Source organism: Streptomyces viridochromogenes DSM 40736 (genome assembly GCF_000158955.1).
GTDB lineage: Bacteria > Actinomycetota > Actinomycetes > Streptomycetales > Streptomycetaceae > Streptomyces > Streptomyces venetus.
The window spans coordinates 6,009,328-6,022,419 of the sequence record NZ_GG657757.1 but is presented as its reverse complement, the minus strand read 5'-3'; the positions used below and the strand labels follow the sequence as shown (position 1 = coordinate 6,022,419).

At 70.3% G+C, this 13,092-nt stretch carries 11 protein-coding genes; all 11 read right to left on the bottom strand.

Annotated elements, in window-relative coordinates; translation table 11 throughout:
- Window positions 1–45 precede the first annotated feature (45 nt).
- Window positions 46–1,392, bottom strand: a complete 1,347-nt coding sequence (locus SSQG_RS26660; protein ID WP_039933667.1) for an MraY family glycosyltransferase — start codon at window positions 1,390–1,392, stop codon at window positions 46–48.
- A 129-nt stretch (window positions 1,393–1,521) separates the two neighbouring features.
- Window positions 1,522–2,760 (bottom strand): serine hydroxymethyltransferase, encoded by a 1,239-nt coding sequence (gene glyA, locus SSQG_RS26655; protein ID WP_039933666.1) that lies wholly within the window; start codon window positions 2,758–2,760, stop codon window positions 1,522–1,524.
- Window positions 2,761–2,846: 86 nt separating this feature from the next.
- Window positions 2,847–3,527 (bottom strand): low molecular weight phosphatase family protein, encoded by a 681-nt coding sequence (locus SSQG_RS26650; protein ID WP_003992979.1) that lies wholly within the window; start codon window positions 3,525–3,527, stop codon window positions 2,847–2,849.
- On the bottom strand, window positions 3,524–4,171 hold the full coding sequence (locus SSQG_RS26645) for an L-threonylcarbamoyladenylate synthase (protein ID WP_003992978.1): 648 nt from the start codon (window positions 4,169–4,171) through the stop codon (window positions 3,524–3,526). Before SSQG_RS26645 ends, SSQG_RS26650 begins: the two co-directional genes overlap by 4 nt.
- Window positions 4,172–4,247: 76 nt before the next feature.
- Entirely contained in the window at window positions 4,248–5,093 is an 846-nt protein-coding gene (prmC, locus tag SSQG_RS26640) for a peptide chain release factor N(5)-glutamine methyltransferase (RefSeq protein ID WP_003992977.1), read from the bottom strand.
- Window positions 5,094–5,136: 43 nt separating this feature from the next.
- Window positions 5,137–6,213, bottom strand: a complete 1,077-nt coding sequence (gene prfA / locus SSQG_RS26635; protein ID WP_003992976.1) for a peptide chain release factor 1 — start codon at window positions 6,211–6,213, stop codon at window positions 5,137–5,139.
- A 106-nt stretch (window positions 6,214–6,319) separates the two neighbouring features.
- On the bottom strand, window positions 6,320–6,541 hold the full coding sequence (gene rpmE, locus SSQG_RS26630; RefSeq protein ID WP_003992975.1) for a 50S ribosomal protein L31: 222 nt from the start codon (window positions 6,539–6,541) through the stop codon (window positions 6,320–6,322).
- A gap of 267 nt (window positions 6,542–6,808) precedes the next feature.
- Window positions 6,809–7,945 (bottom strand): LCP family protein, encoded by a 1,137-nt coding sequence (locus SSQG_RS26625; protein WP_003992974.1) that lies wholly within the window; start codon window positions 7,943–7,945, stop codon window positions 6,809–6,811.
- Between the two features lie 351 nt (window positions 7,946–8,296).
- A complete protein-coding gene (gene rho / locus SSQG_RS26620; RefSeq protein ID WP_003992973.1) occupies window positions 8,297–10,333 on the bottom strand; it encodes a transcription termination factor Rho in 2,037 nt (678 codons plus the stop codon).
- 402 nt (window positions 10,334–10,735) lie between these two features.
- A complete protein-coding gene (gene thrB, locus SSQG_RS26615; RefSeq protein WP_003992972.1) occupies window positions 10,736–11,665 on the bottom strand; it encodes a homoserine kinase in 930 nt (309 codons plus the stop codon).
- Window positions 11,666–12,029: 364 nt separating this feature from the next.
- On the bottom strand, window positions 12,030–13,088 hold the full coding sequence (gene thrC, locus SSQG_RS26610) for a threonine synthase (RefSeq protein ID WP_003992971.1): 1,059 nt from the start codon (window positions 13,086–13,088) through the stop codon (window positions 12,030–12,032).
- Window positions 13,089–13,092 lie beyond the last annotated feature (4 nt).

Here is a 13,092-nt window from a genome sequence, read left to right as displayed (position 1 = left end):
TCCCCCATCACAACCCCACGACTTGGCAATGCTCTAGTCAGATTCTTACCTTGTCCCCGCCCGACCCCGATCCGCAAGACGCGAACGGGGGCCGATGGCGCTCGCCCCGTTGACTCCTGCGACCCCGGACACGGCCGGCGTGCGGTTCTCGGGCGTGAGGGCGGCCGGCTGTTCGGCGGCGGACGCCGGCGTCGAGGCCTCGGGGGACAGCGCCACGACCGCTTCACCGCGCCGGTAGCGCGGCGGCACGAAGCGCTCCATCCAGCGCGGGGCGCGCGGCGTGAACCGCGGCAGCAGGAGCAGGGCCAGGCCGATCGCGCTGAGGAACACCACACCGAGCACGATCCACATGGACGCCGAGTTGACCGAGTAGGCGAGCGCCCCGAAGGCGATCAGCGCCGACCAGAAGTACATGATCAGCACCGCGCGGCTGTGCGAGTGGCCGATCTCCAGCAGCCGGTGGTGCAGATGACCGCGGTCGGCGGCGAACGGCGACTGGCCGCGCCAGGTGCGGCGCACGATCGCCAGGATCAGGTCGGCGGCCGGCACTGCGATGATCGTCAGCGGCATCAGCAGGGGGATGAACACGGGAAGCATCGCGTGGGTCGTTTCCCGGTCACCGCCGAGATTGACATTGAGCGCCTCGACGTCCAACTGGCCCGTGACGGACACAGCGCTCGCCGCGAGGACCAAACCGATCAGCATGGACCCGGAGTCGCCCATGAAGATCCGGGCAGGGTGCATGTTGTGCGGCAGGAAGCCGAGGCACATCCCCATGAGCACCGCGGAGAACAGAGTCGCGGGGGCCGCCGCTTCAGCACCGTAGCCGTACCAGATCCGGTAGGTGTAGAGGAAGAACGCCGCTGCGGCGATACACACCATCCCTGCCGCCAGGCCGTCCAAGCCGTCCACGAAGTTGACCGCGTTGATGGTGATGACCACGAGCGCCACGGTGAGCAGGTTTCCCTGCCATGGGGTAACGGACACCGTTCCGACGCCGGGGACGGGGAGCCACAGAATCGTCAGGCCTTGCAGGATCATGACGCCGGCCGCGATCATCTGGCCGCCCAGCTTGATCAAAGCACCCAGCTCGAACTTGTCGTCCAGCACACCGATCAGCCAGATCAGCGCCGCCCCGGACAGCAGTGCCCGGGGCTCGTTCGACGTCTCGAAGACCTGGTTGAGGTTGGTCAGGTGGTCGGCGACCAGCAGGCCCGCGCACAGGCCGAAGAACATCGCGATACCGCCGAGCCGCGGAGTGGGTTCCCGGTGCACGTCACGCGCCCGGATCTCCGGCATCGCTCCGGCCACGATCGCGAATTTCCGTACCGGCCCTGTCAGCAGATACGTCACCGCGGCCGTGATGCAGAGCGTCAGGAGGTATTCACGCACAGGCTTCCCCACAGATCTCGCTGGCCATATCAGCCCCACACCCTAGCGAGGTGCGCATATGTGTGGGGACTTCCGGGTAGCGACGATGGTTGCACGAGTAGCTGTGCACCCTGGTGCGCTTACCCCGACTCAGGCCGGATACGGCGGAAATCCACCGGCCAGCTCCCGCACTTCTTCACGGGCCCTCGCGGTCTCGGTCACCCCCGTGAGCACCCCGGTGAGCAGCTTGGCGATCCGCACCATCTCCGCCTCGCCCATGCCCTGCGTGGTGACCGCGGCCGTGCCCAGCCTCAGTCCCCGGCCGTCGCCGTGCGGCAGCGCACAGCAGTCCAGGACCAGGCCGGCGGCGGCGAGCCGGCCCCGGGCGGCACGGCCGTCGACGCCGAGCGGTGCCGGGTCGGCGGTGATCAGATGGGTGTCCGTGCCGCCGGTGGTGACGACCAGGCCCTCGGCGGCCAGCCGAGCCGCGAGAACCCTCGCATTGGCGACCACCTGATGGGCGTACGCGGCGAACGCCGGTGTCGCCGCCTCGCCGAACGCCACCGCCTTGGCGGCGATGGTGTGCATCTGCGCGCCGCCCTGTGTGAAAGGAAACACGGCCCGGTCGACCCGCTCGGCCAGCTCCGCGCGGCACAGGATCATGCCGCCGCGCGGTCCCCGCAGCACCTTGTGAGTCGTCGCACAGACGATGTCCGCGTACGGCACCGGGTTGGGCGCCGCTCCCCCGGCGACCAGCCCGATGGGGTGCGCGGCGTCCGCGATGAGATACGCGCCCACCTCGTCGGCGACCTCACGGAAGAACGCGTGGTCGATGTGGCGGGGGTAGGCGATCGAGCCGCACACGATCGCCTTGGGACGCCGCGTGCGTGCCAGGGTGCGCACCTGCTCGTGGTCGATGAACCCGGACTCGGCCTCCACGCCGTATCCGACGAAGTCGAACCAGCGGCCGGAGAAGTTGGCGGGCGAGCCGTGTGTGAGGTGGCCGCCGTAGGGCAGGCCGAGGGCGAGGACGGTGTCGCCGGGGCGGAGCAGCGCGGCGTAGGCGGCCAGCACCGCCGAAGAGCCCGAGTGCGCCTGGACGTTGGCGTGGTCGGCGCCGAACAGCGCCCTGGCCCGCTCCACGGCGAGGCGTTCGGCGACGTCGACGATCTCGCAGCCGCCGTGGTGCCGCGCTCCCGGGTAGCCCTCGGCGTACTTGTTGGCGAGCGCCGAGCCGAGGGCGGCCAGCACGGCCGGCGAGGTGAAGTTCTCCGCGGCGATCAGCTGGAGCGTCGTCGACTGCCGCTCCCGCTCCCCGAGCAGGATGTCGGCGAGTTCCGGGTCCTGATGGCGCAGAACGTCGGCCTCGAGGGCAGGGGTGACCGTCATGGTGGGCTCCGGGCAGCGCATTTCTGGGGGTTCGCCGTGGTGACGTACGTCCAATGTAGGCCCGGGGCCCCCGGGGCGCTCGGTCGCTACGCCCGTGCGGGGACACCCGTGAGCGCCGTGACGACCGGGTCGAGTGCCAGGTGTATCTCGTCCCCGATGGAACGGAAGAACGTCAGGGGCGCCCCGTACGGGTCGTACACCTCGTCCGCCTCGGCGTTCGGTGCCAGCAGCCACCCGCGTAGAGCCGCCGCGGCACGCACCAGCGCCCGCGCGCGTACGACCACGCCCTCTTCGAGGGGCGGCAGGGTCGCCGGGTCGATGGCCTTCACCAGGCGGGTGAACTCCTTCAGCGTGAAGGTCCGCAGGCCCGCCGAGTGCCCCATCGAGATGACCTGCGCGCGGTGGTCCCGGGTGGCGGTCAGCACCAGGTCGGCACGGATCACGTGCTCGTCGAGGAGCTCGCGCCCGGTGAAGCCGGAGGCGTCCGCGCCGAAGTCGGCCAGGACCGTCTCCGCGTGGGACTCCATGGGCGCGCCCTCGTGGCCCCAGGTGCCGGCACTCTCCACGATCAGCCCGCCGCCCAGGATGCCGAGCCGCTCCCGCACGAAATGGCGGGTCAGCCGCTCGGTGATGGGCGAGCGGCACACGTTGCCGGTGCTGACGTGGAGGATGCGGAAGCTGTCACGCGGAAGCCCCACGAACGTCGTCGTGATCTCCGCCGCGCTTTCCCCGTTGCCTATGCCACGCCCCGCTCCAGGGGCCGTCAATTCGCCACCTCGAGGTCGGGTACGACCTTTCGCAGCTCGTCCGCCGAGATCGCGCCCGCCCGCAGCAGCCGCGGCACCTCCTGGGTCACGTCGACGATCGACGACGGGACGTTGCCGGGGGTCGGACCGCCGTCCAGGTAGACGGAGACCGAGTCGCCGAGCATCTCCTGCGCGGCGTCGCAGTCCTCCGGAGCCGGGTGGCCGGTGAGGTTGGCGGACGACACGGCCATCGGACCCACCTCGGTGAGCAGCTCGATGGCGACCGGGTGCAGCGGCATGCGCACGGCGACCGTGCCACGGGTGTCCCCGAGGTCCCACTGGAGGGACGGCTGGTGCTTGGCGACCAGCGTCAGCGCGCCCGGCCAGAAGGCGTCCACCAGCTCCCAGGCCAGCTCGGAGAAGTCCGTGACCAGACCGTGCAGGGTGTTCGGGGAGCCGATGAGGACGGGCGAGGGCATGTTGCGGCCCCGGCCCTTGGCCTCCAGCAGGTCGCCGACGGCCTCCGAGGCGAACGCGTCCGCGCCGATGCCGTACACCGTGTCCGTCGGCAGCACCACCAGCTCGCCACGGCGGACGGCGGACGCTGCCTCGCGCAGACCGGTCACACGGTCGGTCGCGTCATTGGTGTCGTATCGCCGTGCCATCTTTAGCTGGCCTCCTCGTACACGTGCTGCTGGGATGAAGACTGCGAAAGCTGTGGAGACTGAGACCGCGGTGTGCTCACGGCAGCGCCTTGCGGGCCGTGGCGAAACGCGGGCGGTTGTTGAGGTCCGGGTGGTCGGCCGCGTCGGCCCAGCCCCGCTCCTCGGTGAAGATCCACGGCACCTGGCCGCCCTGGGTGTCGGCGTGCTCCACGACCACGACGCCGCCGGGGCGCAGCAGCCGGTGCGCGGTGCGCTCCAGACCCCGGATGAGGTCGAGGCCGTCCTCGCCGGAGAACAGGGCCATGTCCGGGTCGTAGTCCCGCGCCTCGGGAGCGACGTACTCCCACTCGGTGAGCGGGATGTACGGCGGGTTGGAGATGACCAGGTCGACCTGGCCGTCGAGGTCCGGGAACGCCGTCAGCGCGTTGCCCTGCCGCAGCTCGACCCTGGACCCCTCGACGTTCTTGCGGGTCCACTGCAGGGCGTCCTCGGACAGCTCCACCGCGTGCACGCGCGAGCGCGGCACCTCCTGGGCGAGGGCGAGCGCGATGGCGCCGGAGCCGGTGCACAGGTCGACGATGCACGGCTCGACGACGTCCATGGCCCGTACCGCGTCTATGGCCCAGCCGACCACGGACTCGGTCTCGGGACGCGGCACGAACACTCCGGGGCCGACCTGGAGTTCCAGGTACCGGAAGTAGGCCCGCCCGGTGATGTGCTGGAGCGGTTCGCGGGCCTCGCGGCGGGCGATGACCTCCCAGTAGCGGGCGTCGAAGTCGGAGTCCCTGACGGAGTGCAGCTCGCCGCGCTTGACGCCGTGCACGAACGCGGCGAGCTCCTCCGCGTCGGTGCGCGGCGAGGGCACGCCGGCGTCGGCGAGCCGCTGGGTGGCCTGGGCCACCTCCGCGAGCAGCAGATTCACGCGAGTCCTCCGGTACTCAGTACTCCTACGTCTCTTACGCGTCCTACGCGGCTGCCAGCTTCGCCGCCGAGTCCGCGTCCACACAGGCCTGGATCACCGCGCCGAGGTCGCCGTCCAGGACCTGGTCCAGGTTGTACGCCTTGAAGCCGACGCGGTGGTCCGAGATGCGGTTCTCCGGGAAGTTGTACGTGCGGATCTTCTCGGAGCGGTCGACGGTGCGGACCTGGCTGCGGCGGGCGTCGGCGGCCTCCCTCTCCGCCTCCTCCTGCGCCGCTGCGAGCAGCCTGGAGCGCAGGATACGCAGTGCCTGCTCCTTGTTCTGCAGCTGGCTCTTCTCGTTCTGGCAGGAGGCGACGACTCCGGTCGGGAGGTGCGTGATGCGCACGGCGGAGTCGGTGGTGTTGACGGACTGTCCGCCGGGTCCGGAGGACCGGTAGACGTCGATGCGGAGGTCGTTGGGGTTGATCTCGACGTCGATCTCCTCGGCCTCGGGCGTCACGAGGACACCGGCCGCGGAGGTGTGGATACGGCCCTGGGACTCCGTCGCCGGGACGCGCTGCACGCGGTGCACACCGCCCTCGTACTTCAGCCGCGCCCACACGCCCTGCCCGGGCTCGGTGGCGCCCTGGCCGCCCTTGGTCTTCACCGCGACCTGCACGTCCTTGTAGCCGCCGAGCTCGGACTCGGTGGCGTCGATGATCTCGGTCTTCCAGCCGACGCGCTCGGCGTAGCGCAGGTACATGCGCAGCAGGTCGCCGGCGAACAGGGCGGACTCGTCGCCGCCCGCGCCCGCCTTGATCTCGAGGATGACGTCCTTGTCGTCGCTGGGGTCCCTGGGGACCAGCAGGAGGCGGAGCTTCTCCGTGAGCTCCTCGCGCTGCTGCTCCAGGTCCTTGACCTCGGCGGCGAAGTCGGGGTCGTCGGCCGCCAGTTCGCGCGCTGTCTCGATGTCGTCGCCCGTCTGCGTCCAGGAGCGGTACGTGGCGACGATCGGGGTGAGCTCGGCGTAACGCTTGTTCAGCTTGCGCGCGTTGGCCTGGTCGGCGTGGACCGACGGGTCGGCGAGCTTCTTCTCCAGGTCGGCGTGCTCGGCGACGAGTTCCGCGACGGCCTCGAACATCTTGGGCTCCTGTGTACGGACGGGGGTGAAGGGCGGGCGACCAAAAACGCCGGTCCCGGCGCGCCCTCGGTGGGGGCGCGGCCGTGGACCGGCGAATTGAGGCTCGCTACTTCTTGGAGCCGGCGGCCTTGCCGAAGCGGGCCTCGAAGCGGGCCACACGGCCACCGGTGTCGAGGATCTTCTGCTTGCCCGTGTAGAACGGGTGGCACTCGGAGCAGACATCGGCGCGGATGGTGCCGGACTCGATGGTGCTGCGCGTGGTGAACGACGCGCCGCAGGTGCAGCTGACCTGCGTCTCGACGTACTCGGGGTGGATGTCGCGCTTCAAGGTGTCTCCTAGGTTTCGGGAGGGCGCCGGGTCGCTGACGCGGGATGCGGGAGCGTGAACCGGAGCCGACGTACCAGTCTGCCAGGACTGGGGCCTACTCCCAAAACCGGGGGTTGCCGTTGTTTGTTCCCCGCGTGCCGGTGGAGCGGGTCGCAGGCGCGGACGCCACTGGATCGCCGTGGGCGGGCGCGGATCGTTCGTGGCTGGTCGCGCCCACGCGGCGGAGCCGCATATCGGCTGAGCCCCGCGCCCCTCGGAGCGCTGCCCTCAGGGCGCGCTCACGACACCCTTGGCTTCGCCCGAGGCCGAGCCGGACGTCGCCGACTTCGGGATCGGCTTGTCCTGCTCCAGGGCGTTCCAGATCTCCTGGGCCTTCTTCTTCTGGAGGAGGACGCGGTTGGGGTCGTCCGGGTCGTAGGCGACCGGCATCGTGACCATGTGCATGTGGGACGGGCTGATGCCCTTGAGCCCGTCCGCGAAGGACGCGAGCTTGTTGACCGAGCCGAGGTCGGAGTCGGCCGTCACCGTCTTGGTCGCGGTCTCCGCGAGGTCGAGCAGCTTCTTGGGGTTGCTGAAGACGCCGACGTCCTTGACCTGGTTCAGCAGGGCCTTGATGAAGGCCTGCTGGAGCTGGATGCGGCCGAGGTCGGAGCCGTCGCCGACGCCGTGGCGGGTGCGGACCAGGCCGAGGGCCTGCTCACCGTCGAGTCTGTGGGTGCCGGCCCGCAGCTTCAGGTGGCTGTCGGGGTCGTCGATGCTCTTGGTCGTGGTGACCTCGACGCCGCCGAGGTCGTCGATGAGCTTCTGGAAGCCGGCGAAGTCGACCTCCAGGTAGTGGTCCATCCGCAGGTCGGTGATCGACTCGACGGTCTTCACGGCGCAGGCGGCCCCGCCCGTGGAGTAGGCGGAGTTGAACATCACGCCGTTCGCGGCGGGGTACTCCTTGCCCTTGGTGTCGGTGCAGGAGGGCCGGTCGATGAGGGTGTCGCGCGGGATGGAGACCACGCTGGCCTTCTTGTGGCCCTTGTAGATGTGCACGATCATCGCCGTGTCGGAGCGGGCGCTGCCGTCGTCGGTGCCGCCGCCGATCTTCTTGTTGCCGCCGGCGCGGGTGTCGGAGCCGAGGACGAGGATGTTCTCGGAGCCGTTGTCGGCCTTCTTGGGCCGGTCGGTGCCGAGGGCCTGGTCGATGTCGACGCTCTTCAGGTTGCCGTTGAGCTTGAAGTACACGTACCCCGCTCCGGCGCCGCCGAGGACGACGATGCCGGCCGCGGTCCAGGCCATGACCATCATGCCCTTGTGACGCTTGCGGGGCTTGCGGCGTCGGCCCTTGGCGCCGTGGCGCGATCCGTTGGTGCCGGTCCCGTCCGGTATACCCGGACCCGGCGTGCTCTCGGCAGACATGTGCTCCTCAGCTCGTCTACGGTCTGTTACCCCCTGCGGTCGGTGCCAGCGTTCTCGATCGGGGACTTCCCCTGGCACCATCGTCGCTCCGCCTGGTCAGACGGGGAAACTCGGGAAAGGGTTGCACAACGGACTGTGCCCATCGCGTGCGGCGGCGGACACGGTGTGTGTTCGGACGAAGGGGGCGTACCCCGCTCACCTGCGATTTCAGCCGAAGACGTCGTACTGCTTGAAATCGGTACCGATGGACTTCCTTGTGGCGAACATCTCGCCGGTCCGGTTGCCGGTGTCCTTGGAGCACAAGAGGGCCGCTCCCGCGAACGGGGGCGGCCCTCTTGTGCGATTCCTACCTCAGTCGCCGTTGCCCGGCGTCGGGGTGGTCTTCTGGATCTGCATCAGGAACTCGACATTCGACTTGGTCTGCTTCATCTTGTCGAGGAGCAGCTCGATCGCCTGCTGCTGGTCGAGCGCGTGCAGCACCCGGCGCAGCTTCCAGACGACGGAGAGCTCCTCGTTGCCGAGCAGGATCTCTTCCTTACGGGTGCCGGACGCGTCGACGTCCACCGCCGGGAAGATGCGCTTGTCGGCGAGCTTCCGGTCGAGCTTGAGCTCCATGTTGCCGGTGCCCTTGAACTCCTCGAAGATCACCTCGTCCATGCGGGACCCGGTGTCCACCAGGGCGGTGGCGAGGATGGTCAGCGAGCCGCCGTCCTCGATGTTGCGCGCCGCACCGAAGAAGCGCTTCGGCGGGTACAGCGCCGTCGAGTCGACACCACCGGACAGGATGCGGCCGGAGGCGGGCGCGGCGAGGTTGTACGCACGGCCCAGACGCGTGATCGAGTCGAGCAGCACGACGACGTCGTGACCCAGCTCCACCAGGCGCTTCGCACGCTCGATGGCGAGCTCCGCGACCGTGGTGTGGTCCTCGGCCGGACGGTCGAAGGTCGAGGAGATGACCTCGCCCTTCACCGACCGCTGCATGTCGGTGACCTCTTCCGGACGCTCGTCGACGAGGACGACCATCAGGTGGCACTCGGGGTTGTTGTGCGTGATCGCGTTGGCGATCGCCTGCATGATCATGGTCTTGCCGGTCTTCGGCGGGGCCACGATCAGACCGCGCTGGCCCTTACCGATCGGCGAGACCAGGTCGATGATGCGGGTGGTGAGCACGCCCGGGTCGGTCTCCAGGCGGAGCCGGTCCTGCGGGTAGAGCGGGGTGAGCTTGTTGAACTCCGGGCGGCCGCGGCCGTGTTCGGGCGCCATGCCGTTGACGGAGTCCAGGCGGACCAGCGCGTTGAACTTCTCGCGCCGCTCGCCTTCCTTGGGCTGACGGACCGCACCGGTGATGTGGTCGCCCTTGCGCAGGCCGTTCTTGCGGACCTGGGCGAGGGAGACGTACACGTCGTTCGGGCCGGGCAGGTAGCCGGACGTGCGGATGAAGGCGTAGTTGTCGAGGATGTCCAGGATGCCCGCGACGGGGATCAGGACGTCGTCCTCGGCGATCTGCGGCTCCTGCACGTCGTCGCGGCCACGACGGCCACGGCGGTCGCGGTAACGCCCGCGACGGCCACGACGGCCGCCCTCGAAGTCGTCGTCGTCCTGCTGGCCGCCGCGGTCCTGGCGGCCGCCGCCCTGCTGGTTCTGCTGCTGGCCGCGCTGGCCGCCCTGCTGGTCGTCGCCCTTGTTGCCCCGGCGGTCGCGGTCCCGGCCGCGGTCACGGTCACGGCGGTCGCGGCGGCGGCCCTCGCCACCGTCGCCGGAGTCGGACTTGGCGTCGTTGTTCTGGGACTGCTGCTGCGACTGCTGCTGGGCAGACCCCTCGCCCTTGGACTCGTTCTTCGCCTCGGCGGCGACCGTCTCGGGAGCGGAGGCCGGGGCTCCGGCGTCGGCGGTGGCCCGGCGACGGCGGCGCTCGGAAGGCGCATCGTCTTCGCTCGCGCGGGAGGGGCCCCCAGCGGGCTGGCCGGGGATCTCGATCTGCTGCTGGGCCGCGGCCTTGTCGGCCTGCTCGGCGGGGGCCTCGGAGGCCTGCTTCGCGTCCGCCTTCTTGTCGGCCTTCTCCGCGTTGTCGCCCGTACGGGCCCGGGAGGTGGCGCGGCGCTTCGGCTTGGCCTCTGCGGGGGCGTCGGCCTTCGCGGCCGGGGCGGCGCCGCCGGACGCCTGCGCCTCCTTGATGACCTCGATCAGCTGGCTCTTGCGCATGCGCGCGGTGCCCTTGATGCCGAGGCCGGATGCGACCTGCTGCAGCTCGGCCAGCACCATGCCCTCGAGGCCGGTACCGCGGCGCCGCCGGGAGCCGGCACCGCTGGCAGGCGCGGAGGCGTCCGTGGCGGGCGCGGCAGCGGTGTCCTCGACACGTGCGCCCATCAGATCGGTGGTGTCGCTCACGAAGGGTCCTTCCCTGGAGCGGACGTCGGCCTGTCTGGCTCGGCGACCGGTTGTGCTGTCCGGCTTCGGTCTGTGTGGTGTGAACCGTGCCGGGGCGGTGGTCCGCCTAAGCGGCGGAGGAATCTGGTGATGGCGCTTCCTTATGCCGTGGCACCCGGTTTCAGTGTCATGCGGCGTGGTCGCACCGGTTCCGGAGCGTGCCCTGCGCCCCGCTCAGTGTCCGTGTACGGCGTACGGTCCGACGTACGGAACACAGTGCGGCTTGGGGAGCTCCCGGAAGAATGTCTGTCCCGGACGGGGACACGAGGCACCTCGCCATGGTGGGGTCGGGTGCAGACTTGAGGTTAACACTACCGGATCCAACAAACATTCCCCCTCTCCAAATCCGGCAACCGTGTGCTTTTAGAAGTCACTGGGGGTCGCGAGCGGGAGCACGCTCGCGCCCTGCTGGTCGAGGTGCAGCCGGTTCGCCGCCCAGCCCGTGCCCGCCAGGGCCTCGACCTTGTCGGCGGTGCCCGCGTCGGCCAGCGCCATGACCGTCGGCCCGGCACCGGAGATGACCGCCGGGACGCCCTCGGACCGCAGCCGTTCCACGAGCGCCGTGCTCTCGGGCATGGCCGGGGCGCGGTACTCCTGGTGCAGGCGGTCCTCGGTGGCGGGCAGCAGCAGCTCGGGGCGACGGGTCAGGGCCTCGACGAGCAGGGCGGCCCGGCCGGCGTTGGCGGCAGCGTCGACGTGCGGGACGGTGCGCGGGAGCAGGCCGCGCGCCGTCTCGGTGAGTACCGGCTTCCCGGGGACGAAAACCACCGGAACGATGGAATCGGCGGGGTCCATCCTGATCGCGCGGGCCGCGCCGCCCTCCATCCAGGACAGGGTGAAGCCACCCAGCAGACACGCCGCGACGTTGTCCGGGTGGCCCTCGATCTCCGTGGCCAGCTCGAGCAGCGCGGTGTCGTCGAGCTTGGCCTCGGCGCCTATGGTCACGGCGCGGGCGGCGACGATTCCGGCGCAGATGGCGGCCGAGGAGGAGCCGAGGCCCCGGCCGTGCGGAATGCGGTTGGCGCAGACGATCTCCAGCCCGCGGGGCTGTCCGCCCAGCAGGTCGAAGGCGGTGCGCAGGGAACGGACGAGGAGGTGCTGCTCGTCGCGCGGGAGGGTCTCGCTGCCCTCTCCCGCGATGTCGATGTGCAGCCCGGAGTCGGCCACCCGGACGACCACGTCGTCGTACAAGCCCAGCGCGAGGCCGAGGGCGTCGAAGCCCGGGCCGAGGTTGGCGCTGGTGGCGGGGACGCGCACCCGGACGGCGGCGGCGCGGAACGCTGGACCGGCCATCTCTCGATGACTCTCCTTGAGCTGCGTGATTGTCGAATGACGTGGGACGGACATTCGATGGCGTACGAGAACCCTGGGGGCCGCTGCCGGCCGGGGTGGCCGGCCGCTGTACCGGCCGTGGAGACGGCGCGGCGCCGAGCCCTGTGCTGAGGCATATGCGGCGGGCGGGTTCAGTACAGCCTATCGAAGGAAGGTTCTGTGGCGACATAGGGCGCACAGGAGGCGCACGATGCGTGTCGTAAGCCCCCTGTGCACCCCCCGTAGGGAAGTCCCTCGGACAAGCGCCGTCTTGCGCCGGACCGTGCCGGACGCTGCACCGGCGCTCGGTGCGTCGGCGCACGTCAGACCGGTCCGAGGGCGCCCCTCAGACGAGACCCAGGCGCTCCGCCGCGGTCGCCGCGTCGACGGGAACGGTGACCGGCTGCGGGGCTCCGGCGACGGCCCAGTCGGGGTCCTTCAGACCGTTGCCCGTGACGGTGCACACGATCCGCTGCCCCGGGTCGACCTTGCCCTGCTCGGCGGCCTTCAGCAGGCCGGCGACCGACGCGGCGGACGCGGGCTCGACGAAGACGCCCTCCTGCGAGGCCAACAGCCGGTAGGCGCGCAGAATCTCACGGTCCGTCACCTCGTCGATGAAACCGCCCGATTCGTCCCGCGCCGCGAGGGCGTGCTGCCACGAGGCCGGGTTGCCGATGCGGATGGCGGTGGCGATGGTCGACGGGTCCTTGACGATCTCGCCCCGCACGATCGGCGCGCTGCCGGAGGCCTGGAAGCCCCACATCCGGGGGGTACGGGAGGCGACGCCGTCGGCGACGTACTCCGTGTAGCCCTTCCAATAGGCCGTGATGTTGCCCGCGTTGCCGACCGGCAGCACGTGGATGTCGGGCGCGTCGCCGAGCATGTCCACGATCTCGAAGGAGGCCGTCTTCTGACCCTCGATACGTACCGGGTTGACCGAATTGACCAGCGCCACGGGATAGTTGTCGCTCAGGCCGCGCGCGAGGGTGAGGCAGTCGTCGAAGTTGCCGTCGACCTGGAGGATCTTCGCGCCGTGCACGAGGGCCTGGCCCATCTTGCCGAGCGCGATCTTGCCCGTCGGGACCAGCACGGCGCAGACCATCCCGGCCCGCACGGCGTACGCGGCGGCGCTCGCCGACGTGTTGCCGGTGGAGGCGCAGATGACGGCCTTCGCGCCCTCCTCCTTGGCCCTGGTGATGGCCATGGTCATGCCGCGGTCCTTGAAGGAACCGGTCGGGTTCGCGCCCTCCACCTTGAGGTGGACCTCGCAGCCCGTGCGCTCGGAGAGCACCTGCGCGGGCACGAGGGGCGTGCCGCCCTCGCGGAGCGTCACGACCGGCGTGGTGTCGGATACCGGCAGCCGGTCCCGGTACTCCTCGATGATTCCGCGCCACTGGTGGGTCATTGCT

Bases quoted from the DNA above. Each gene is read 5' to 3' on its own strand.
- glyA (WP_039933666.1), bottom strand. From the start codon at position 2,760: ATGACGGTCACCCCTGCCCTCGAGGCCGACGTTCTGCGCCATCAGGAC.
- SSQG_RS26645 (WP_003992978.1), bottom strand. From the start codon at position 4,171: ATGGCACGGCGATACGACACCAATGACGCGACCGACCGTGTGACCGGT.
- prfA (WP_003992976.1), bottom strand. From the start codon at position 6,213: ATGTTCGAGGCCGTCGCGGAACTCGTCGCCGAGCACGCCGACCTGGAG.
- SSQG_RS26625 (WP_003992974.1), bottom strand. From the start codon at position 7,945: ATGTCTGCCGAGAGCACGCCGGGTCCGGGTATACCGGACGGGACCGGC.
- thrB (WP_003992972.1), bottom strand. From the start codon at position 11,665: ATGGCCGGTCCAGCGTTCCGCGCCGCCGCCGTCCGGGTGCGCGTCCCC.
- thrC (WP_003992971.1), bottom strand. From the start codon at position 13,088: ATGACCCACCAGTGGCGCGGAATCATCGAGGAGTACCGGGACCGGCTG.